1 protein-coding gene is annotated in these 1,074 nt (G+C 40.6%); it reads left to right on the plus strand.

The window, feature by feature from the left end:
• Positions 1-179: 179 nt before the first annotated feature.
• Entirely contained in the window at positions 180-1,040 is an 861-nt protein-coding gene (locus NBH15_RS29165; RefSeq protein WP_250824219.1) for a transposase, read from the plus strand.
• The last annotated feature ends 34 nt before the right edge of the window (positions 1,041-1,074 follow it).

Consider the following 1,074-nt stretch of genomic DNA (forward strand, 5'->3'; position numbering starts at 1 on the left):
ATGCGAATCAGGAGTTGAAAACAGCTTCTGATTCAGGTTTTAAAAATTTATAATTCAGTTAATTATCTCATTGTTTTATTTTATATTCTCCTTGAAAATCAATATATTAGAGTAATAATTCCAGTTATTGTCTAATTATGATTCCCAAGGAGAAAAAGTTAAAACTAATAGGTTTGTATATGTATATCTGTGATGTCTATAAGTCTGCTCTGCGTTTCTACTGCCAGAGGTTCAGCAACAACTCCAATCCCGAATTTACGGATGAGGAAGTTCTTACCATCTATCTGTTCTGCGGTTACTGCCAGAGATACTTCGGCATCAAGGAGATACATACTTTCGCCAAGGAGTATCTGTCATCATGGTTTCCAAAACTTCCGGCTTATCAGACATTCTGTGTACGCCTGAACATGCTTTCAGAAGTATTTAAAGTATTGGTATGTACCATGATACAATCATTCAAACCCAAGGATTGCGACTCCCTCATATCCATCGTGGATTCCATGCCGATTGTAACCTGTAAAGGTAAAAACCGGGAGGGGAAAGTGGCTACGGAGATAACATCAAAGGGGTATTGCTCCACTAAGAACATGTACTATTATGGCATGAAACTGCACATGGTAGGACAGCGAAGGGAAGGGACGATACCTTTTCCTGAGATGATAGCTCTGACACCGGCTTCGGACAACGACCTGACCGTATTCAAAAACGAATGCGTGCCATACCTGTCCGGAAAAACCGTTCTTGCGGACAAGATTTACAGCGACTTTTCTTTCTTTGACGAAAACAATCCGGTTAAAGTCCTTACTCCACACAAGGAGATTAAGGCAGAGCCGGAAGTACTCAAACAGAGGGAGAAAGCTGCCAGAGACTTATTCTCACAAGCTGTGTCCAAGGTCAGGCAGCCTATCGAATCCTTTTTCAACTGGCTGAATGAAAAAACAGAAATTCAAAGAGCGTCTAAAGTAAGAGCTACCAAAGGGCTGTTGGTACACTCCTTTGGAAAATTGGCAATTGCTCTACTTTCTTATGTTAATTTTTAATCTTTGAATCAGGTCGCCAACTCCTGATTCGCAT

Source organism: Parabacteroides caeci (genome assembly GCF_023656795.1).
GTDB classification, from domain to species: Bacteria; Bacteroidota; Bacteroidia; order Bacteroidales; family Tannerellaceae; genus Parabacteroides; species Parabacteroides segnis.

Excerpts from the sequence above, each read along its gene's own strand:
- NBH15_RS29165 (WP_250824219.1), top strand. The coding sequence starts at position 180 with ATGTATATCTGTGATGTCTATAAGTCTGCTCTGCGTTTCTACTGCCAG.